16 protein-coding genes and 1 pseudogene are annotated in these 20,498 nt (G+C 68.9%); 13 read left to right on the top strand and 4 right to left on the bottom strand.

The genetic code is table 11. From position 1 onward, the window contains the following. Positions 1–40: 40 nt before the first annotated feature. A pseudogene (locus tag ACFYZ3_RS22625) lies at positions 41–372 on the top strand (LexA family protein); the annotation flags it as partial. Positions 373–384: 12 nt separating this feature from the next. Here the strand turns inward: ACFYZ3_RS22625 and ACFYZ3_RS22620 are convergent. Next, entirely contained in the window at positions 385–1,263 is an 879-nt protein-coding gene (locus ACFYZ3_RS22620; RefSeq protein ID WP_388520539.1) for a nucleoside triphosphate pyrophosphohydrolase family protein, read from the bottom strand. Positions 1,264–1,361: 98 nt separating this feature from the next. On the opposite strand from ACFYZ3_RS22620, the gene ACFYZ3_RS22615 reads away from it, so the two are divergent. The 4 genes from ACFYZ3_RS22615 to ACFYZ3_RS22600 are packed head-to-tail and all read left to right on the top strand — an operon-like array spanning position 1,362 to position 3,767. Then, positions 1,362–1,646 carry a phosphopantetheine-binding protein gene (locus ACFYZ3_RS22615; protein WP_388520536.1) on the top strand — a complete coding sequence of 95 codons (285 nt, stop codon included), beginning with the start codon at positions 1,362–1,364 and terminating at the stop codon, positions 1,644–1,646. After that, the gene (locus ACFYZ3_RS22610; protein ID WP_055537979.1) at positions 1,643–2,050 is read left to right on the top strand and encodes a helix-turn-helix domain-containing protein; all 408 of its coding nucleotides are present in this window, start codon (positions 1,643–1,645) and stop codon (positions 2,048–2,050) included. Before ACFYZ3_RS22615 ends, ACFYZ3_RS22610 begins: the two co-directional genes overlap by 4 nt. Further along, positions 2,047–2,925, top strand: coding sequence for an ImmA/IrrE family metallo-endopeptidase (locus ACFYZ3_RS22605; protein ID WP_370406045.1), 879 nt, complete (start codon positions 2,047–2,049; stop codon positions 2,923–2,925). The genes ACFYZ3_RS22610 and ACFYZ3_RS22605 overlap by 4 nt, the downstream gene beginning before the upstream one ends. 53 nt (positions 2,926–2,978) lie before the next feature. Next, positions 2,979–3,767: a hypothetical protein gene (locus ACFYZ3_RS22600; RefSeq protein ID WP_388520532.1), complete on the top strand. Its 789-nt coding sequence runs from the start codon at positions 2,979–2,981 to the stop codon at positions 3,765–3,767. Positions 3,768–3,775: 8 nt separating this feature from the next. Here ACFYZ3_RS22600 and ACFYZ3_RS22595 read toward each other — a convergent pair whose 3' ends face one another. Beyond that, positions 3,776–4,801, bottom strand: a complete 1,026-nt coding sequence (locus tag ACFYZ3_RS22595) for a nucleotide kinase domain-containing protein (RefSeq protein WP_175448125.1) — start codon at positions 4,799–4,801, stop codon at positions 3,776–3,778. A gap of 53 nt (positions 4,802–4,854) precedes the next feature. On the opposite strand from ACFYZ3_RS22595, the gene ACFYZ3_RS22590 reads away from it, so the two are divergent. The 8 genes from ACFYZ3_RS22590 to ACFYZ3_RS22555 all read left to right on the top strand — a co-directional run bounded on the left by ACFYZ3_RS22590 (position 4,855) and on the right by ACFYZ3_RS22555 (position 16,664). Continuing rightward, positions 4,855–5,142: a hypothetical protein gene (locus ACFYZ3_RS22590; protein ID WP_175448126.1), complete on the top strand. Its 288-nt coding sequence runs from the start codon at positions 4,855–4,857 to the stop codon at positions 5,140–5,142. 286 nt (positions 5,143–5,428) lie between these two features. Beyond that, entirely contained in the window at positions 5,429–6,793 is a 1,365-nt protein-coding gene (locus ACFYZ3_RS22585) for an ATP-dependent endonuclease (protein WP_388520529.1), read from the top strand. A gap of 63 nt (positions 6,794–6,856) precedes the next feature. Then, on the top strand, positions 6,857–7,285 hold the full coding sequence (locus tag ACFYZ3_RS22580) for a hypothetical protein (RefSeq protein WP_388520527.1): 429 nt from the start codon (positions 6,857–6,859) through the stop codon (positions 7,283–7,285). Positions 7,286–7,672: 387 nt separating this feature from the next. Next, a complete protein-coding gene (locus ACFYZ3_RS22575) occupies positions 7,673–9,064 on the top strand; it encodes a TniQ family protein (protein WP_388520524.1) in 1,392 nt (463 codons plus the stop codon). Positions 9,065–9,236: 172 nt separating this feature from the next. Beyond that, positions 9,237–10,082: a TnsA-like heteromeric transposase endonuclease subunit gene (locus ACFYZ3_RS22570; protein WP_388520522.1), complete on the top strand. Its 846-nt coding sequence runs from the start codon at positions 9,237–9,239 to the stop codon at positions 10,080–10,082. Beyond that, positions 10,079–12,331, top strand: coding sequence for a transposase (locus ACFYZ3_RS22565; RefSeq protein ID WP_388520520.1), 2,253 nt, complete (start codon positions 10,079–10,081; stop codon positions 12,329–12,331). The genes ACFYZ3_RS22570 and ACFYZ3_RS22565 overlap by 4 nt, the downstream gene beginning before the upstream one ends. Next, entirely contained in the window at positions 12,325–13,353 is a 1,029-nt protein-coding gene (locus ACFYZ3_RS22560) for a TniB family NTP-binding protein (protein ID WP_388520517.1), read from the top strand. The genes ACFYZ3_RS22565 and ACFYZ3_RS22560 overlap by 7 nt, the downstream gene beginning before the upstream one ends. A gap of 98 nt (positions 13,354–13,451) precedes the next feature. Beyond that, positions 13,452–16,664 carry a Helicase associated domain protein gene (locus ACFYZ3_RS22555; protein ID WP_388520515.1) on the top strand — a complete coding sequence of 1,071 codons (3,213 nt, stop codon included), beginning with the start codon at positions 13,452–13,454 and terminating at the stop codon, positions 16,662–16,664. Positions 16,665–16,737: 73 nt separating this feature from the next. Here the strand turns inward: ACFYZ3_RS22555 and ACFYZ3_RS22550 are convergent, their stop codons facing one another. Then, positions 16,738–18,225 carry a UvrD-helicase domain-containing protein gene (locus ACFYZ3_RS22550; RefSeq protein ID WP_388520512.1) on the bottom strand — a complete coding sequence of 496 codons (1,488 nt, stop codon included), beginning with the start codon at positions 18,223–18,225 and terminating at the stop codon, positions 16,738–16,740. Next, positions 18,212–20,341: an ATP-dependent endonuclease gene (locus ACFYZ3_RS22545; protein WP_388520509.1), complete on the bottom strand. Its 2,130-nt coding sequence runs from the start codon at positions 20,339–20,341 to the stop codon at positions 18,212–18,214. The genes ACFYZ3_RS22550 and ACFYZ3_RS22545 overlap by 14 nt, the downstream gene beginning before the upstream one ends. Between the last annotated feature and the right edge of the window lie 157 nt (positions 20,342–20,498).

Raw genomic sequence — 20,498 nt, 5'->3', positions numbered from 1 at the left:
TAGCCCACAGACTGGATGAGCGTCACGACAAAGACCCAGGACGCCTCCGTGCAGCCCGCCGGCCGCGTCATACGCCCCGCTCGCCGGCCGGATCGCCACCGAGGAAGTAGAGGACGGCTCCCCCTCTCCCCCGCCAGCTCGTCGGTGACAGTGAGCTGTTGTGCTGAAGATCGTCGGTGACTCAATGGTCGAGGCAGCGATCTGCGATGGCAACTGGGGCACAGTCCGCCGCCTGCCGTCGCCGAGAAGGGCGACATCGTGGCCGCCACGCTCGACGGCGAGGCCACCGTCAAGCGCTTCAAGCGTGAGGACGGCCATGTCTGGCTCCTCCCGCGCAACCCGCCGCCGGGGCCAATGGCGCGGGCGGGCTGAGCCGGGCCTGGGTTATAGCGGATCGACGGTGAGAAGGCGCTGGTCGAGGTCCAGGCGGATGATGCCGCCATTCTGCTCGCGCAGCTGGCGCCATGCGGTGTAGCCGGTGAGGATGGCGTGCTCCCAGTCGGCGGCGCGGCAGATGCTGACTTCGAGGTGGGCGGTCATGTGGCCGATGGTGGTGAGTAGTTCGTTGTCGATGTGCTTGATGTCGGCGAAGTAGCGGTGGCGGGCGGCGTAGGAGAAGACGAGGGCGGAGATGCCTTCTTCGATGGCAATGGCGCGGCCGCCGTCTTCGGCTTCGTCGGTGTGGGGGCTGCTTTTTCGTTTGCGGCCGAGGAGGAAGCGGGTGACGGGGGACCAGCCAAGGACGGCGGCGTGGGCGAGGTGGAAGGCGTCGTGGAAGCGGTAGTCGTCTTCGATGTGGGAGGCGCTGGTGAGGGGATCGCCGGCGGGGGTGCCGTCTTCGCGGGTGAGGACGATGACGGTACTGCCATCGTCTCGGGTGGTGGGGGTGAAGGTGAGGGTGGTCTGGCGCGGGAGGCGTTCATGGTCGGGGAAGTGGTCGTCGAAGCGGGCGTGTTCGGCGTCGGGGGTTGTGCGCCAGCGGTCTTTGGTCTTTTCCAGGCTGGCGGTGGCAATGTCGTCGAGGTCGAGGTCGAAACGGTGGGCGAGGGCGGCTATGTACCACAAAACGTCGCCGAGTTCTTCGCGTAGCTGATGCTTGCCCTGCTCATGGGCGGGCCCGTCACGCAGGTGTTTCTTGTAGGCGGTGGTGAGGGAGCCGACCTCGCCGGCGAGACCGAGTAGGGGGATGAGGACAGGGTCCGTGTCCTCGGTGGGGGGTTGGAGGGTTCTGATGGCGGCCTGCTGATAGCGCTTGAAGTCCACGCCTCACTCCTTGTCTGATCATGGGACATGCCTGTCAGATTCCCCGACGTTGTCGTATCGTAGGACACAGACGTTGGAAATGCAGACGATCGGGAGGAATGCTGAGCACCGTCACACCAGGCACCGACGACATCGTCTCGGTCGTTATCGAGTTCCTGGCCGAGCTGCAGGAGAAGCCCGCACCCGAGGTGAGGGCCGAACTCGAGGGCGGCGGAGCGGAGTTGCCGGTCGACTCGCTCCTGATCGTGGAGATCCTCACGCACATTGAGGAGCGCTACTCCATCGCCATCCCGGCCGACCGCCAGTCGGCCGAGGCCACCCGGTCCGTGCAGGCGTTCGCCCGCGCGGTACGGGAAGCCATCATCGAAAGGCAGCAATCGTGACTCCTCCGCCCTCCGACGCCCGAGCCCGTGATCCCGAACTCACCCGGCTCGGCGAACGGCTGAAGAAGACCCGCGACTACCTCAACATGTCGCAGCAGTTCGTCTCCGACAACACCGGCATCCCTCGTTCGGCGATCAGCGACATCGAGCGCGGTGAGCGGCGTGTGGACAGCCTGGAGCTGAAGAAGCTCGCCCGCCTGTACCGGCAGCCGGTCGCCTACTTCCTTGCCGAGGAAGAGGATGCGGACGCCGGCGAGTACGCCCTGGCTGGACTGCCGCGCGCACTGGCCCAGTTGACCGACGGTGACCAGAAGACGGTGATGGAGTTCGCCGAGTACCTCTCGCTGCGGCGGGCGGCCGAGAAGGAGCAGGAAGACTCCGCGGAACAGGACAGTCAGCGGTGAACTGGGCGGTGGCGCACCGCATCGCCGGGATCGCGGCTGCCCAGGCCCACCGTGATCTGGGCATCGACCGCACCCGTTACGTACCCGTCCACCAGGCATTGAAGAGAGCCGAGGTCGTCGGCATGGCGCAGCCGATGCCGCGCCTGTTCGGCGTCTACCTCTCCCCCGCCGACAACGGGCCAGCCGTGCTGCTCAACGCCAAGCTGAACATCGTCACCCAGCGGCACACCGCGGCCCACGAACTCGGGCACCACCAGTTGCGGCACCGTACAGCGGCCGACGACGACCTCAGCCCGGCGCTGCGGTGGGGCAACGGCAGCTGGCCGGACGAGGAGAAGACCGCGGAGGCGTTCGCCGCATGGTTCCTCATGCCACGCCCGGCGGTGCTGGCCGGTCTCGACCGAATCTGCCAGGGACAGCCGACCAGCCCGGAGCATGTGTACCGGCTGGCAAGGGAGCTGGGCACCTCCTACACGGGCACCGTGCGGCATCTACAGAATCTTCGTCTGCTGGATGCCGACCGTGCTCGCCAGTGGGCGAAGATCTCCCTGGCCGCGCTGCGCAGTTCCCTGGCGGGCGGGGCGGCCCTGTCTGCGGAAGCCCAGGTCCATGTCGTCACCACGTCATCCCATCAGCAGCAGATACATGTCGACGTCGGTGACGTGCTGACCGTCCGCAGCGCCGGAGCTGCGTTCGTCTCGCTGCCCAAGGGCCTGGCCCGCTGCACGGATGTAGAGCAGGCGGCCGTGGTGACCGACGAGCTCGGCGATCCGGTCCTGCTGGAGGTGTCGGCGGCCGACTGGGACGAACCGGTCCGGCTGACGGTGGTGCGGGACGCGCCCCGCACCGGTGTGCACGACGTCTGGCCGGACTGACCACCTGCCGCACCGGACTCCTTTTTGCCCCGTCGACCGTGCCAGGAGGATTCATGATCAGCTTCGATGTCACCGGCCGTGACGTCACCCGCGCCTGGATCGCCGCCTGCAATGCCCTGGACCGCAAGGACAACCCGTCGCGCACCGGCCTACACACCGTCGTACGCATCACTGACCCCACCACTGACGACACCGGCTTCCGCACGGAACTGGACCGGCTGCGCACCGCCAAACGGCACGAGCCGATCGATACCGTCGCCGGCACCCTTTTCCCGGTCGGCCTCGCGGCCCGGGCCGCCGATCACGCCGATCTCGTGTCCCGCTACCGCGCCATGTACCCGCGGCTGAAGAAGTTCCCGGGCAACGCGCACGGCACCCACTTCGGCCGCCTGGTCGCCTACCCCGGCGTGAAGAAGACCGACATCGACCAGGTCGGCAACATCATCAGCCGGCTGCGCAAGCAGGCCTCGGGGAAAGGGCCAATGACCGCCGCCTATGAAGCGGACCTCGCCCACCCCGACGACGGTGACGTGCCGGCCGAGCTGCTCGTGCACGCCGCCGACCGCGACAACCTCTACCGCGGCTTCCCCTGCTTGAGCCACGTCTCCTTCCAGCTGGATCGTGACGGCCGAGTGCACGCCGCTGCGCTGTACCGCAGCCACTACATGTTCGAACGGGCCTACGGCAACTACCTGGGCCTAGGCAGGCTGCTCGCCTACATCGCCGACCAGGCCGAACTGGCCGTCGGGACCCTGACCGTCGTGGCCGGGCACGCCCACCTGGACGGGCCGATCACCGCCATACGCCCGCTGCTGAGCGACACCCCGCCCCTGGCCGCATGACACCCGCCTCAGCAAGCCGCGTTGATCCCCCACTTGGGCGGGAACCAGGCCGGCACCGGTGCCGTCGAGGAGCGGTAGGTCTGCTTGATGCGGCTGCGGCCGCTGATTCCTGCGATCTCCGGGTGGGCGACGCGCGCGTACTTGTCGACCTCGCAGAACAGGTTCTGGCAGTCGATCAACTGCAGCGGGCGCCCCCGCAACCCTGCAAAGTCCAGGCCCAGGCGGGCGAAGTGCTCGTCCTGGGTGTCGGCCATGTACCGGATGACATCGGCCTCGATGCCGTCGGCCGCCACACCGAAGCACTTGCGGATCCCGTCCCTCGCACCGGGCCCGGGCACGACGAAGTCCATCTCCGAAAACGGCATCTGTGCCGCGTAGTTGAGGTCGATCACGAACTGGTACGCCAGGAACGGACCGATGGCCGGATAGCCCAGCAGGACTTCGTAGGCATCCCGCAGCGTTGACGCTGCCAGGACCTTCTCCGGGGCGCCGGACGTCATCATCATCTCCAGCAGCCGCAGATGATTGCGGTGCTTGCGCTGCTCCCCCAGCTGCGGCGGCGGCACGATGTAGGCGGCCGAGTACAGCCGCTCCCCCGCCGCGAATGCCCGCGACAGCACCCGGTCAAAGACCCGGTGGTCGTACCCGTCCCACCGCACCTCGCCCAGCGCACCGGTCAGCAGCCGCCACGTGGACTCCTTGTTGAAGACCTTGAACAGCAGAGTGCGGAAGAAGACCTCCTCCCACTCCTGCTCACCGCCGTAGATGACGTCAGCGATCAACGCCTGGCTGACCCGGTCCGCGGCCCGGTAGCAGTTGGTGAACCGGTACCGGGACAGGATCGGATCACTCGTCCACGGCCCCGGCCCGCCGGACAGCCGCGCCTCGTACACCGCCTGCCGTGCCGCAGCAAACCGCCAGTACGTATCGAACACCGGTGTGGGACGCAGCGTCCGCCCCGCGACCCGGACACCGCCCCGGCCCGAAGCCCCCGAGCCCTCCGACGTCCGGCGTCCTTGCAGCAGCGTCACCATGCGCTCAATATATATTCGATATAGGGCAGTTGGCACAGCCAAAGGGGGAAACCGTGGACCTGCTGTGGCAGCAGCCCCGCCGCAACACACTCGTCTCCTGGCCCCACGACATCAACCAACGCCTCGACATACTCGTCCGCGCCGCAGCCGCCGCCGGCGAACAGACCTCCCGCTCCCAGATCCTCGCCGCCCTCGTCGCCACCGCCGAGACCGCACCCGAGGCCATAGCGGAACTCCTCCACACCTACCGGCGCCTCACCGCCGACGCCCTCACCGCCGACAACGAACGCACCGACCTCCCCACCGTCCGCGCCCCCGGCCCCACCCGCTCATCCACCTGACCGAACGGCGCACCTCCAGCATCACGCTTCGATCCGCGCCGGAGATCTCCGTCCTCTGGTCGCTCACGTGGGTTCGACGGCTTGGCGCTCCGGATGGGCAGTTGCTTCCCGACTGCCACTCGAGAGCAACACGTAGCCCAGAGCCACCAAGCACACCTTCGAGTGATGGCCCTCCCTCACGTCCCGGCAGGCGCTAGAGTTCCATCTCGTTGTAAATGGGGGCGTTACACCGACGCGTTGCTGGCTGCCCACCGCACGCGCTCGTGCCGTACTGCAAGGGAGCAGCGTGCGACTCGTCGAACTCAGCGTCAGCAACTTCCGTTCGTTGGGCCACGTCGAGAGCATTCCGATCCACAAGCAGACGATCTTGACCGGGCACAATGACTGTGGGAAGACAGCGACGCTGGATGCGATCGCGGTCCTGCTCGGCGAACGCAGCATCATCGATAGCGACATCTCCGATTTCGCCGAGGCAGAGCCCGTGCGCGCAGCGTTGCCCGCGGACCAGGACGAGGAGCAGCGTACGGTCACGGTCGAGGGCAGATTCGCTCTTTCTGCGGCGGAGGAGAAGGCGCTCGACACGGGACCGTTTCTGCGGGTGCGCCGGCGCCATGTGGAGGGTGGGCGCAGCTGTCTGGAGTGGTTGACGGAGGTGCCGCGAAATCCGGCCCTTCGGGACATCGCCCCTCTGAAGGCCGGCGAGTTGAGGGACCTGGCCTCTGAGCTTGGGCTCAAGCTGCCTGAGGGCAAGCCGAACGTGAAGGACAGCTGGGCAGAGCTGCTCAAGGAGCACGCCGCCGGCACCGACGACAAAGTCACCGACTGGGTAGTGGCGCCCGAGGCGGTCGCTTCTGCACTTCCTCAGTTGCTGTATTTCAAGGGGGATGCGGCCGAGTCTCCCGAAGCGGTCGTACGCAGCATCCTGACGGCGAAGCTGCGTGAGTACACGTTGCGGGAGGAGACCCGGAAGAAGATCACGGATCTGGAGGAGGAGTTTGCCGCTCTCCTCAAAGACGACGTCATCCGGTTGCAGAAGCTGGTCGAGGAGCGGTGCGCATTCGATGCCTTCACCGTGGATCCGGGCGTCCAGTTCCGGCCGACCGTCAACAGCCTGTCGTTGACCGCTGCAGCTCCGGGCCAGCGGGCCGTGTCGTTGACAGCAGCAGGTTCTGGCCGGTCGCGTCGTGTTTCTCTGGCGCTGTGGGAAGCCAGTCAGGAACTGCTGTCGGAGGATTCCGACGATGGTCCTGGCGTGATTATCGCCTATGACGAGCCCGACACCCATCTGGACTACGACCACCAGCGCCGCATCATGCAGATGATCAAGGTGTCGGCATCGGCTGCGCAGTCCACCGTGATCGTCGCCACCCATTCGCTGAACCTGATCGACGGCGTCGACATCCAAGACATCGTGCACCTCAACAGCCGGGACGGACGTGCCTACGTACAGTCCCTCGGTGCGGAAGACGACGACGAAGACACCCGCAGGTTCATGTCGAACATGGCCCTCTCCCTGGGCTTTCGAAACAGTGTCCTGTTGCACGAACGCTGTTTCGTCGGTGTGGAGGGCCCCACGGAGTACGCAACCCTGCCCATCCTCTTCAAGCTGGCGTTCGGATACCCCATCCAGTCCGCAGGCATCGCCCTGTGAGACTGCAAGGGCAACGACGGAGCCCTGAGCTTCGCCAAGTTCCTCAAAAAGCACAAACGCACCGTGGTGTTCCTGGTCGACGCCGACACGATGCGCGACAAGCAGAAGCAGTTCAACATCGACCGTCTGAAGAAACAGGGATTCACCGAGGCCGACTGTCTCTTCCTCGGAGATCCCAACGAGCTCGAGGACCTCTTCAGCGACGAACAGTGGGCCGACACCATGAACGCCGTCTGGCCCCGCAAGGACGAACGGCAGTGGGCCGCCCAGGACGTAGGTAATCTGCGCCAGGCGGGGAAGTTCAGCAAGTCGTTGCACGGCCTGCTGCGCCAGTACTCCACCACCTCGCCCAACGGCAAGGAAGACATGGTCGTCGAGCTCACCCGTCGGCTACGCACAGCAGCCGACGTCCCGCGTCCCCTGGTGAAGTCCTTCGAGGATGCGATCAAGGTTGCCCGGGAGGCAGGTCTGGCCTACTGGCCCGAGGACTGACCACGCCGCAGTGAACGGCGTGCTTGCATCCGGCTCAGGCGCTGCTCACGCGTGGGCTCCTCCCACGCATGCACCCCGACGGACGACACCCAGCGCCGCCCGTGCCGGCTCTGCTCTTCACCGCACCACCGGCACCCTGACGGCGCGGGAGGGCCTGCATGGCGAACGCGCACAGTCATGGCATGCACCTCAGTACTCTCCGCTCGTTGTGCCGGTGACGTACTCAAAGACTCCCACGCACCACTGACAATCGGCAGACCGGCGTCCCAGCACGGCAGCAGGTGCCAGATGCCTCACCGGCATCCGGCACGGGGTCCCCTATGTGCATCGGTGGGTTCGATTAGAACCTGAAGACGTCGTGTAAGCCCAAAAGGACATCGAGGTGAGGTGTTGGCAGTCGGGGTGTTGCGGACCGTGCCGCTGGACGGTGAGCTGACCTCATCGCTGATCAACCGGGTGGCGGCCCGCTACCGCCTCCCGGCCAGCAGCGTGCTGCGGCTGTGGACGTGCCGCAACTCCGTCGCCCGCCACGACGGCGGTGGCATCCGGGCGGATGCAGAGATCATCCTCAACGAGGCCGGGCGGGAGTCGCTCGCCGAGCTGTGTGGGGTAAAGCGGGAGGTGCTGACGCACGCTCTGCCGGCGTTCGCTGTGGACGACCCCAAGATCAGCACCGGCCGGGAGGCCGGGGTGGTGCAGGCGCGGTGGAGGGTGGCGAGCACGGCGGCGGGTGTGGCTGCCTATGGCTGCCAGCTGTGCACCGCGCGGCGTACCGGGCAGGCGCTTCGGGCGGTGCGGTACGTGCCGCGGTGGCAGCGGGTCTGCCTGCGGCACGGGTTCTGGCTGCTGGACGCGGATGCCGACCAGCCGTTGGAGCACCTGGGGTTGCGCCTGTTGCCGGAGGTGGTGGCCGCGCAGCGGCGGTGGCGGGGTGTGGCGCGGCGTGCGGTGCGGGCCGGGGTGGAGCCGGAGCGGGCGTTCACGTTGGCGCATGCGGTGGTGGCCCGCTGGTGGGAGCAGGCCCTGTCCTGGGAGCAGGAGGTGATCTGGCCGCGCCGTTTGCACCAGTTGGCGGGCGGCGACGCGGGATCGCGGCTTGAGTGGTGGCGGATCGTGGGCCGGGACGCGGCGATCTTTCCGGAGGTAGTGGCCGTCGCGGACGCGTTGCTGGAGCCGGCCATGGTCGAGGTGGCCTGGCAGGTGAGCGGCGGGATGAAGCCTCGGGCGCGCAGGGCCGACGATGCGTTCTGTCACCGGCTGGGTGAGCGGGTGGGCCGCATCTGGCTGGGGCCCGAACTTGCGGCCGATCACGGCAGCCCGCTGAACGGCTGGAAGGGCGCGATCGTGCGTGCCCGCCGCCACGCGGCGGGGCCGCCGGGCTGGCGGGAGGATCCGTGGCACCTGAAGCGGGAGCAGCAGCCCGCCACGATGGCCGGCCAGCTGCGCGTCATGGCGGCAGAGCAGCAGGCGGGCGGCTCGGGTACCCGGTGGCGGGCCACCGTTCCTGCCGAACAACGGTTCCGCGTCTCGCAGTTGGTCGACGAGGCGCGCGAACAGCTGGTGGAGTTGCGCGGCGTGCACAGCGGCACCACCGCCGAGGTGGCCCGCACGCTGCTGGAGCACCTCAGTGAGAGTGCCGACCTGATCGACCAGGCCCTCGTGCATACGGCCGCCGCAGCCGTCGCCTCCGGGGTGGCGCTCAAGGAGGTGGCCCAGTGGTCCCGTCTGCCCGCCGAGGAGCTGGCCGCGGTGCTCGCCCTGGGCGAGGGCGAGGACTGACACAAGGGCCTGCCATGGGAACGGGAAAGTGCGGGACTTCGCACTGACACCGGTGCCCGTTCGCGGCACCCTGGGTGCCGCGAGCAGCCCAACATCCGTCGGTTGCACCGATGTTGCGGTTACCGGCCGGTTCTCCTGCGCGGCAGGCCAGGTATGGCGTTGTGTGGAGTACGTGATCATCGACAGCAGCCAGGAGGCCGCATCGTCCGCGGCGCCCGGGGCCGGGCGCCGCATCCCCGAGCCGCACAGTACGGGTGGTGCTGTTCGACGCGACGAAGCTGCGGCTGTAGAGGCCAGCCTGATCGATGTGCGCTTTCGAGACCCTCTGGGGCGCGCACACCAGCTCCCGTGGCTTGAGGCTGCGCAGGACGTCGCCTTCGAGGAGAGTCCTGCGGTACGGGCTTTCCCCGTCCGGCCCGGGCGGCGTGTGGCTCCGGGCTGGTGGTGGTCGTCGACGACCGGGCGGCTGGTGGCGTACGGGTCCGGCGTCATGCGGACCGAGCTGATGCTGCTGGACCGGGATCCGGCGGTGGTGGCGCTGGCCTGCCGGCCGGTGGAACTGGTGTGGCGGGAGAAAAGCAGGGCCTTCGGTCATGCGCCGCAGCTGATGGCCAGGCTGCAGGACGGCAGCGGCCTGTTGCTCGACTGCGCGGGACGCAGCGGGCCTTCTGCCCGGCTGGCGGCGCGGGCACGGGTTGTGGCGGCTGCCGCCGAGGCAGCGGGCTGGTCCTACCGGCTCGCGGGGCCGCCGGATCCGGTGCTGGTGGCCAACGTGCGGTGGCTGGCGGGTTACCGGCATCCCCGGTACGCCGCAGGTCCGTGGACGCCGGCTCTGGTGGAGGTGTTCGCCAGTCCGCGGCCGGCGGTGGAGGCGGTGTGTGAGCTGGGGGATCCGATCGCCGTGTGGCCTGCGGTCTTTCACGCGCTGTGGAGCGGTGTGCTGCGGGTGCGGCTGGATGAACCGCTGCACGAGCGTGCCGTCGTCTGCCTCGCACGGCAGGAGACCGAAGCGGCGTGACGCAGGCGGTCGTCGAGGTCGGGGCGCGCCTTCGCTACGACGGACGGACATGGACGCTCGCCGTGCTGGAAGGCGCCCGGGCCACGCTGGTGAGTGACGAGGGCTCCTCGGCGGTCGTGCTGCTGCCCTACCTGTTCGCCGATCCGTCCTTCGAGGTGGAAGGCGGACCCGCGCCGGGGAGGGTGCCGCCGTTCGGGCTGCTGGAAGCACTGCCGGAACAGGTGCGGGAGCGGGCTCTGGCGTGGCAGCGGCATGTGCAGGAGGTGGAGACCGGCTTTCCTGACGCTGTCGGTCAGGGCGCCCCGCGTGAGCAGTTCGATCCGGCGACGCGGAGCCTGGCGCAGCGGGAGCGGGCGAAGGCCGAGGAGTTGACGGCGGCGGGCTGGTCGGCGAGTGCGGCGACGGTGCGCCGGATGCGGGCGCGCTACCGCAGCGAGGGCTTGTGGGGGCTGGTGGACGGCCGGGCGGTGCGGGAGCGATCGGCCGTGGGGCGGGCCGATGAGCGGGTGGTCGCGGCGGTCAGGAAGGTGCTGGAGGGGCAGCGGGAGCGGTCGACGGGCACGCTGGTGCGGCTGCGCCGCCGGGTGGGGTGGCTGCTGGAGGAGGAGTACGGCGCCGGGGTGGTGGCCCTGCCGCCGGTGTCGACGTTCAACCGGCTGGTGCACGCGATGGCCGACGGCCAGGGCCTTTTGGGGACGGCGGCGCAGCGGCGGTGGCATACGTCGCGGCCGGCACCTCCCTTCACGCCGACGGTGGCACTGCGGCCGGGTGAGCTGGTGATGCTGGACAGCACGCCGCTGGATGTACTGGCGGTCCTGGACGACGGGGTGACCGGCCGTCTTGAACTGTGTATCGCGCTGGACGTGGCCACACGCAGCATCTGCGCGGCGGTGGTGCGTCCGGTGGGCACGACGTCGGTGGACGCGGCGATGCTGCTGGCGCAGATGGTGGTGCCGACGGCGATGCGGCCGGGATGGGATGCGGCACTGTCCATGCAGCGGTCGGTCATCCCCTACGAGCGGCTGATCGCGCTGGACGCGCGGCTGGAGCACGCGGCTGCCCGGCCGGTGATCATGCCGGAGACGGTGATCGTGGACCAGGGCCGGGTGTATGTGTCGGCGTCGTTCGTCTCGGCGTGCGAGAGCCTGGGGGTGTCGGTGCAGCCGGTGCCGCCGGCGAACGGCCCGGCGAAGGGGAACGTGGAGCGGACCTTCCGCGCGATTGCCGACGGGTTCAGCCAGTACCTGCCGGGCCACACCGGCTCGGACGTCTCCCAGCGGGGCGCGGCTGCGGAGCAGGATGCCTGCTGGAGCCTGGCGCAGCTTCAGGAACTGCTGGACGAGTGGGTCATCTGCGGGTGGCAGGAGCGCCGGCACGAGGCGCTGCGGCACCCGATGATGCCGAAGGTTGCCGTCTGTCCGAACGAGATGTGGGCGGCTTTGGTGGCGGTGACGGGGCATGTACCGGTGCCTTTGTCCGCCGACGATTACGTCGAGCTGCTGCCGGTGCGGTGGCAGGCCGTCAACGACTACGGCGTCCGTTTCGGCTACCGCACCTACGACCACCCCGGTCTCAATCCCTACCGGCGCCGCCGCTCACTGCGGGCGGACAAGAACGGACGGTGGGAGGTCCACCACAACCCCTACGATCCGAACCGGGTGTGGGTGCGCCTGCCCGAGGGATGGCTCGAGGTGCCGTGGGTCCACGCGGGGGCGGTGAGGCGCCCGTTCACCGCGTTCACGTTCGACCACGTCCGCCGCACCGTGGAACGCTGGCATGGCCGTGAAGAGCACGAGGCGGCGATCGCCCAGGCACTCGATGCGCTGCTGCACCGTGCCGGCCAGGGACTGGGCAGCAGGCGAGAGCGGACGGTGGCCGCGCGGGCCCAGGCGGCCGCGCAGATGACCGATCCCTCCCCCGCCACCACCGGGCAGCAGTGGCCTGCGCCTCTGGCGCCGGGGGCCTCGTTCGGGCTGCCCGGTTCCTTCACCGTCCCGCTTCCAGATGACGGCGGCTGGGACGCCGACGACAGCCTGGACGACATCGAGGACAACCAGGACGACGAGGACTACCTTCTCGGCGCCCTCACCGACGGCCAGGACGCCGCGGCAGGCCACGCGGATGAGGCCGAAGCATCCGGGCCGACGGCCGGAACGACCCGGGGCCAGGCAGCTGAGCAGACGCCGGACGCCGCCGGGGCGGGCGGCATGCGCATCTACGACCCGTACCAGGAGGCCCAGGCATGGTGACGACGGCCCAGCCCGCCACCACGAGCACGTTCAGTCCGCTGACCACGTGGGACGGATGGCAGCAGTTCGTCGACACGCCCCACGCCCCGGCACGGGACGCCGGCGACCAGGAATGGACACTGGAGCAGCGGGAGGACTACCACGCACGATTCGTGGTGCTGAAAACCCCCGCCATGGACACCATCTCCATCGCGGTACGCCGCCTGCTGCTGCTCAACCGCGGCCAGCAGGGCGGAGCCAGACGCGGCCTGATCATCTCCGGGCCTGCCACCACCGGGAAGACCACCGCCATGCAACAGCTCGGGCGCACCGTCGAACTCGCCGACCGGCGCCGCCACCCCAACCAGGACGAGCGTCTGCCGGTCCTGTTCATCACCGTGCCGCCGTCCTCCACCCCGAAGATGCTCATCAGCGAGTTCGCCCGCTTCCTCGGCCTGCCCGCCCTGGAACGGATGAACCAGATCCAGATCACCAACGCCGTGTGCGAGCTGCTGTGCGAGATGAGCACCCAGCTCGTCCTGGTCGACGACGTGCACCTGATGGACACCCGCAGCCGGGCCGGCGCCGAGACCTCTGATCAGCTGAAGTACCTCGGCGAGCGGATCCCGGCGACCTTCGTCTACTCCGGCATCGACGTCGAATCCTCGCCGCTGCTGACCGGCGTGCGCGGCTCCCAGCTCGCCGGCCGCTTCAAAATCGTGCGCAACCAGCCCCTGCGCTACGGCAGCAGCGCGGACAAACAGATCTGGCACGACCTCGTGCGCAGCATGGACAGCGCCTTGCGGCTGCGCCATCACCGGCCGGGCACGCTGGTCACGCACGCCGCCTACCTGCACGCCCGCACCGGCGGCCGCATGGGCAGCCTCTCCCACCTCATCCGGGAAGCCGCCCTGGTGTCCCTGCTGGACGGCACCGAGAAGATCACCAAGAAGCTCCTCGAACAGATCGAGCTCGACAGCGCCGCCGAACAACGGGCCCGGGCACCGCACCGCCGCCGGATGCCCTCGCAACGCCAGCCCTGACCTGCGCGTCCGCCCCAACTTTCCGTCCTGATCCCCCATTTGGCGACTACTCGGATGCAGATGCATCCGAGCCCGCCAGGAACGACCTCTGCTCCCTCATGCTCGACTCTCTTCCACCACAGCCGCAGCCGCCTCGGACAGCAGAGGCACGTCCGGGGCCGGTTCGTCTCGCCCCGCTGCGCGGCGAGACGAACCTGTCGTACCTGGACCGGCTGGCCGACCGCTACCGACTCGGCGTCAGAGACCTCATCCCCGCACTCCTCCAGGTCGGCGGAGGCCTGTTCAAGGGCTACCGCACCGACGGCGAGGTCTACCTCAACGCCGAAGCCCGCGCCCGCGTCTCCGCGTTCTGCCGCGTGCCCGAGGAGATCCTGAAGCGGGCTCTGCCCGCCTGGACCGCCCAAGAGCCCATCGCGCCGGACGGGGCGGGTGCGGCCGGGCGGTTCCGCTTCGGGGCCGTGGTGCCGGCCGCGGGGGAAGGCTGCCAGCTGTGCACGGCCACACGCACCGGACGGACCAAGCCCGCCCGGCTCTATCTGCAGCCGCACACCCGCATCTGCCCGCGCCACCGGCGCTGGATGCTCGGCACCCACTGGATCGACGGCGCACCGGCCGACACCGAGCAGATCGACCTGACAGGACTGCCGGAGATGGTCGCGGCGCACCGGCGGCATCTGGATCTGCTGCGTCATCGGCCGGACGCCGCCCGCGCGTTCGAGGTCGCGCACGCCGTGGTCGTCTCCTGGTGGGCGCAGCAGTGGCCCGAGGAAGAGCAGTGGCCGCGCCGGGCACTGCGGCTCGCGCCGCCGGGCACCGATCCCGGCTGGTGGCGGCTGCTGGCCCGGGACGCGGTCACCTACCCCGAGACCGTCGCCCTCACCTCAGTGCTCACCGACGAACGCACCAGGCAGCGGCTGCTCGCCGATACGGGCGGACATCTGCCCCACACGCTCGCTCACGTCCCTGGTCTGGTCACCCAGCTGGCGCGGGTGACGAACCGTCCGTGGCTGCCCGAACAGATCGCCTCCACCTCGGCTGGTCCTTTGCTGCTCTGGGTGCAGCACTGCGTACGGGCCGACGCGGACACAGCCGTCGCCGACCGGCTGTGGACGCTGCACATGGCGCACCGGCCCCGCCCCATCGCCCGCGAACTCACCGCCTACCGCGACATCGCCGACAAGGGCGAGAACGCTGCGGGCGGTACGCGGCTGCACCTAGGGCTCCGGCACACCTCGGACCAGGCATTCACCACCGGCCTGGCCCACGCTCGCGCCTACGCTGCGGTCCACGGCCATCTCGCCGCTCCGATCGGCGAGCGGTTCAACGGCTTTGCCCTGGGCCGGTGGCTGTCGAACCACCGGAAATTCCCCGCGATGCCACCCGAACACGTCGCGGAACTCGAGGCGCTGGATCCGTGGTGGAGACCGCCGTGGACGGTCATGTGGCAGCGTTCCTACTACGAAGCCCGCGACCACGCCCGCGCCCGGGGCGGCCTGCGGCCCGAACACGGCTTCCCCGCCACCAGCTTCGGCCTGGGCGAATGGCTGTACAACCAGTGCACCGGCTACGACGACCTGCACCCCGCACAGCAGCGCCTCCTGGCCGACATCGGCCTCACCCGCGACAGTGCCCGGGCGGCCCGGCCCCGCCGCAAGCACATGGCCACCCACTTCCAGCGCGCCCTCGCCTGCGCCCGCGCCTTCGTTGAGGCCCACGGCACGCTGGTGAACGCGACCACCGACACCGTCCAGGACGGACTGAAGCTGGGGCAGTGGCTGTCCAACCAGCGCAGCAAGGACCGCACCTACCAGCACCGCCACGGCACCCCCTCGTCCCGGGCCCTGGCGCTGTCGGCGATCGATCCCTGGTGGAACCCGCCCTGGACCCTGGAATGGCAGCGCTCCTGGCACCGGGCACACACCCATGTTCAAGGCGGCCACGTCCTGGACGCCGCGGCAGGATTCCCCGGCACCAGCAGCGCGCTCGCCACATGGCTGACGACCCAGTGCGCCCAGTACGACATCCTCCAGCCCGGCCAGCAGGACCTGCTCGCCCGTATCGGACTGACATTGGAGACCGCGCGCGGCGCTGCCGCCCGGCCCGCCGAGCGCGAGGCCGACTTCGCCGTCGGCCTCGGATACGCGCGCTCCTACCACGCAACGCACCGAACCCTCGCCGCCGCGATCGACACCGTCCACGACGGATTCCAGCTCGGACGATGGCTGCGCCGGCAACGCCAGCACGCCCGTACCGACACCGACCGGGGTACACCTCCCTCTGCCGCGGCGAAGGCGCTGAACAAGATCGATCCCTGGTGGTGCCCGCCCTGGAGCCTGGCGTGGCAACGCGCCTGGCAGCACATCCACGACCAAGTCCGAGCCGGCCACCGGCTCGACACCGACCACCACTTCCGCAGCTTCGCCCCCACCCAACGCGCCTGGCTCCGCCAGCAGCGCACCCACTACAACGACCTCCACCCCGACCAGCAGCGCCTCCTGGCCGACATCGGCCTCACCCGCGAGAGAGCCCGCACCCGTCCCATCAACCCGTACGCCGAGACCGCACTCACGCATGCCCGCGCCTACGCCGCCACCCACCACACCCTGGCCGTGGCCTACTCCACCGTCCACGACGGCTTCCCGCTGGGGCGCTGGCTGAATGACCAACGCCAACAAGCCCGACGCGATGCCACCCCTACCGCTCGTCACCAGGCATTGACCGCGATCGACCCGTGGTGGAACCCGCCCTGGGATCTTGCCTGGCAGCGCGCCTACACCCGCGCCCTCACCACCCAGGCCTGGCCCACCGGCTTGCCGGCCGACGTCAGAAGCTGGATCAGAGCACAACACGCCGCCTGGACACATCTACTCCCCCAACAGCAGCAGCTCCTGAGCGACCTGGGCATCGCCCCCGTCGGCCGCCGCCGGACCAGCCGCGTCTACCCCTCAAGCCCCGGACTCGCCCACGCCCGCGCCTACGCCGCCCTGAACGGCCACCTCGCCTGCAGCAAAGACACCCACCACGACGACTTCGCCCTGGGCGACTGGCTGACACAAAAACGCCGCGCCGCCCGACAAGGCCGCCTATCCCCCACCACCGCTCACGCCCTCGACACCCTCGACCCCTGGTGGTGCCCACCCTGGCCCCACACCTGGCAACGCACCTACCACCAAGCCCGCGAGCAGCACGACGCCGGCCAGGACCACTCCCCCACCATCCAGCGATGGACCGAGCAGCAACGCACCCGCTGGAGCACCCTGCACCCCCAGCAGCAACACCTCCTCACCACCATCGGCATCCACCCCGGATAAAACCGACGATGTTGGAGGGCCTCCGCAGCCATATTGTCCGCTCGGGGTCGGTCGCTGCCCGCAGAGGAGACCGTCACGGGGCGTCTCCATAGACGGCGATGGTCATTCGCTTGGCGCGGGTGAGGGCCACGTAGAGCTTGCGGTGGTCTTCACTGTCTGAGCTGAGGCCCTGTCGCAGGGTTTCTCGCTCCGGGCCGGTAAGGCAGACGCCGACGGCGTCCCACTCCCGTCCCTTGGCCTGATGGGCGGTCAGGCCGGGGATGAGGCGTGCAGAGGCGTGGAGACGGGCTCTCAGGTTCTCCAGGCGTGCCGTGTGGGTGTGGTTGCGTCGTCTGGGCAGTGGACGGTCAGTTTCGCTGGCGACGACCGTGTTGAGGGAAGTCCAGATCTCGGCGATGCCTGTCGTGCCTGCGAGGTCAGCGAGCACAGCCTGGAGCGGAGAGCGCAGGCGCTGCGCCGCCTCGTGGTCGATACCGAGGGTGGTGAGGGCATCCCTGTGGAAGGTGGCGTTTTCCCCGAACATCCGCTGGGTGACTTCGCTGAGCAGGAGAGTGCAGGCTGCTTCGTGGATGTGGCCTGTGGTCGATCCGTAGGCGAGGGGCAGGACATGGGGCCCGGCCTCCCACAGGGGTTTCCATCGCAGGGCAAGGAGAACGTCCATGTTCTCGGCCTGCCCTTCGGGAAGGGACACGCCCTGACCCGCACGCAACTGATCTGCCAACAGGGCTTGTTGGGCACTCCTCCACCGGAAGGAGGTGTGCAAGTCGCGTTGGACGAAGCGGGCATCCTTGACCAGGCCGGGCACTTGTTCAGGGCGGGCGCCACGGAAGCCGTACAGGGCCTGCCACGGATCACCAACCACGGTGACCTCCAGGCCTGCGTCGGCGGCGAGGCGGACTAGGGACAGGTCCAGGGCGTTGGCGTCGAAGATCTCGTCGACAATCAGCGCCCGGGTGGTCTGGGCGAGGCGGGCGAGCAGGACATCGCGAACGCCGTGGGCGCCCAGGGCCGATTCGAGGAGGTGGCGCGCATCCTGGTGTGTGCAGTACCCCTCGGCCAGGACCTCTCTGACGTCCGCGGTGCTGGGTCTGTTCGCTTTCCCGGCCCGTCGGACGACCTGGGTGACGACCTGGCCTGTTTCCAGGATCACGGTGGGCTCTCTGTCGGTCCACTGAGTGGATAGCAGCACCCGCCAGTGGTCGATGACGGTGAGGTGGCGGTGGCCCGCGGGCCACCGCACGTGTCCGGTGTGCAGGAGGTGGGTGAGCAGGTCGCACACGATGGTGTCGAGTGTGACGATGCGGTGCGGCCAGGCGAGAGCGTTCGTGCCCCATTGGCTGAGCACACGATCGCGGAGTTCGGCGGTCGCGGAGCGGGTGAAACTAACCGCGATGACGGCGCGCTGGTCGTTGCCGTTGAAGCGCTGTATACCGAAGCGTTGAGCCGCCACGGTGGTCTTGCCGGATCCCGGGGCCGCTTCGATGTAGAGGCGGCGGCGCGGTGTTCCGGCCGCGGTCAGTTGTTCATCGGTAAGAGCGCCGGCGGTGTCAGCTCGGGTCACGGTCCGCGTCCCCCCATGGGTCCGCCGCCCACGGTTCAGATCCCCAGGAACCTGCTGCCCACGGGTCGGCATCGGCAGGCTGCGCCGGGGCGGTGGGCCAAGCTCCGGCGGGCATGGGTACCGGCGGAGCAGCAGGGCTGCCCGGGTCGACCGGGGACAGGCCAGGGATGGCCGGCGGAAGGGCGGGCGGGACGTCTCCCTCCTCTGCTTCTCCCTCTTCGGCGCCGTCTCCGTCCTGGGGTTCCGCGGGATGCGGAAAGAGGAAGTCGAACAGGTTCTCCAGATGGTCGGGGACCTGGACCGGTTCGCCGCGTTCGACTGCATCGGCCAGCAGAAAAGCCAGTGCGTCGGCGAAGGCCGCCTTGTCCTTGGCGTGCGGGCCCGCCGGCACGTCTGGGGCGCCCTTCTTGCCCTTACGGGCGCTCTTGAACAGGTTGTGCACCGACTGCGGGGTGATCGGCTCGATGGGTGCTGCGCCGATGTCGGTCAGCGCGGTCTCGATGAGCTGCTCGTTGCCCTGGGTGATGGACGGCTCCAGTGTCGGGTGGCTGATGAATGCCTGCACCACGGCCGGATCGTGGTCGGCCAGCCAGGCGGGCGGGGTGGGCTGTTCGTCGAAGGGCTTGTCGCTGTCGCGCAACACGGCCAGCCGGGTGCAGATCTCCGCACCCTTCGTCGCCAGGAGCCGCGAAGTCCACGGCCCGACTTTGGTCCCGACGTACATGATGCTGAGTGCCTCGACGAAGGCACGCTTCGCCTCGTCCTGCCCGGCCCAGGCTCGGCCGAAGTCGCGGAGGATGGCGGCTTCGGTCACTCCTTCGACCACGACGAGCCGCTCGGCGAACAGTGCGGCCGAGCGGCTGGCGTCCATGTGCAGGCGGGCCATGCGCAGCGTCTTGTCGCGCTCGGTCATCGGGATCGTGGCGATCGGTCGGCAGACGCGCTGGCCGTCCGGCGTGCGCCGCAGCACCACCAGTTGTTCGGGGTCGCAGGAAGTGATGATGTCGGTGGCGTGGCTGGAGAGCACGATCTGCAATTCCGGACGCTCGCGCACGGTCTTGCGCAGGTAGCGCACGAGGGCGTGCTGCAGCTGGGGGTGGAGGTGGGCTTCGGGCTCCTCGATGACCACGGTGGCGTGGAACGGGGTGCGGGGAAAGAAGGAGTCCGCCTCGGATTCGGCTTCCGCCGCGGCCTGCAGGCGGCGCTCCCTCGCCAACTGCTCCTCGTCCGCTTGCGTCAGTTCCCCGGGTTCGTCGCTGGTCTCAGACGCCTCTCCTGCGGCTGTGGCGCGTGCGGCGGAGTCGGGTATCGCGGCCAGCGTGACGGCCATGTGGAGCAGGTTGACGTAGCCCAAGCCCGAGACCTCCAGCGGACGGGCCGAGGTACGACCTTCGACGACAGCCAGCATCAGTTCCAGGACACGCGCGAGGTAGGAGTCGTCTATCACCTGTCCCCGCACGTAGGGCCACTGGCGCTGCACGCCCGAAGTGAGAGAGGCGAGATGGGTGCTGATGCGTTCCTCGACGGCTTCGATGAGCCCGTCCTTGGCGAGGTTTTCCAGAAGCCGGGAGGCCTTCACCCGCAGCGGCACCAGGCTGCGGCTGCCGTCGAGACGTTCCTGCTGGGCGCGCAGCAGCTCGATGAGGATCCGGGTCTCACGGCGGGCCAGCTCATCCAGAGGGTGGCGCCAGGCCGGCAGGTAGATAAACTTGAACGGGTCCGTCCCCAGACCCGGTTGCTGTATTCGGTACCGGTCGACCTGAGCGCGGACCGTGCCCAAGTTACGTTGGAATCCGCTGAACCATTGTTGCGCGACGTCGCCGGCGGATCGGTGCAAAGAGCCCTGGATCTGCTGTCCCAGAGGTCCTTCGGCTTCCGCGGCGTGCTCCAGGCTGTACTGCACCTCGACGCCCAATGCATCACCTGTGCCGAGAACGGCAGCGCTCTGCCTGGGCAGCAGCGGGAAGCGGCTGGTGTGCGCCAGGTACAGGGAGTCGGTGATCGTGGTCTTGCCAGCTCCGTTCGCCCCGATCAGAACGCTGAAGCGTCCCGGCAGCTGGCACTCGATCTCCCCCTCAGCGCTAGCTCTCAGCCCGGAGACCTTGACGCGGCTCAAATACAACGGACCCCCCTAACAACCCTGATGGCGCACAACGACCTCCATCATCACCGCTGGCACAAACACCTCTCACCCAAAAACACGACCCCGCCCCACCAAGTAGCAGCTCGCTGGAAGTGCATGACGCTCGATCAACCTGCGCACAGCCACGTAC

The sequence above is a fragment of the Streptomyces sp. NPDC001599 genome (assembly GCF_042893535.1).
GTDB lineage: Bacteria > Actinomycetota > Actinomycetes > Streptomycetales > Streptomycetaceae > Streptomyces.
This window is presented reverse-complemented; position numbering and strand designations above follow the sequence as displayed.